A 751-nucleotide genomic window follows, 5' to 3' on the forward strand; every position below is an offset into this window, starting at 1 on the left:
CAGGCCCGCTACGGTGGGGGCTTCCATGAGTGCACGGACGCTGATTTCACAGTCGAAGGTTTCCTGCACGGCGGCTACGACACGCATCGCAGAGAGCGAGTTGCCGCCCAGGTCGAAGAAGGAGTCGTCCACGCTGACTCGCGGCAGGTCGAGAACCTTCGTGAAAATGCCGGAGATAATTTCTTCAACCGGAGATGACGGCGCTCTGTGAACGCCGCTGGCGAATTGCGGCTCGGGCAACGCCCATTTGTCCAGCTTGCCGTTGACAGTTAACGGCAACTCGTCGATGACCATCACCACGGCCGGAACCATGTACGCAGGCAATCGCGCGGCAACTCGTTCGCGCAGCGCCCCACCATCGATTCCCGCAGACACCTCGGTAGGTACGACGTAGCCAATCAACTGCTTGCCGGTATCGGTATCACGGGCCACCACTGCCGCACGCTCCACTCCGGTCAAGGCAGCGAGTGTTGCTTCCACTTCACCGATTTCGATGCGGTAACCACGAATCTTCACCTGATCGTCAGAGCGACCCACATACTCCAGCTCGCCGTCGTGATTCCAACGAACCAGATCGCCGGTGCGATACATCCGCGAACCCAAAGGGCCGAGCGGACACGCGACGAATCGCGATGCCGTCAAGCCCGGCCGTCGCACATAACCGCGTGCCACACCCCGCCCCGCGACATACAACTCACCAACCACACCGATCGGAACCCGCCGCAAACCGGAATCCAACACAAATTTATGA

General features: G+C 60.3%; 1 protein-coding gene. It reads right to left on the reverse strand.

The genetic code is table 11. The features are described 5' to 3' along the window. Positions 1 to 751: phosphopantetheine-binding protein (locus CH289_RS27900; protein ID WP_143545158.1), on the reverse strand; the 751-nt coding region annotated here is incomplete at both ends.

It is taken from the genome of Rhodococcus sp. RS1C4 (assembly GCF_002258225.1).
Lineage (GTDB): Bacteria > Actinomycetota > Actinomycetes > Mycobacteriales > Mycobacteriaceae > Rhodococcoides > Rhodococcoides fascians_E.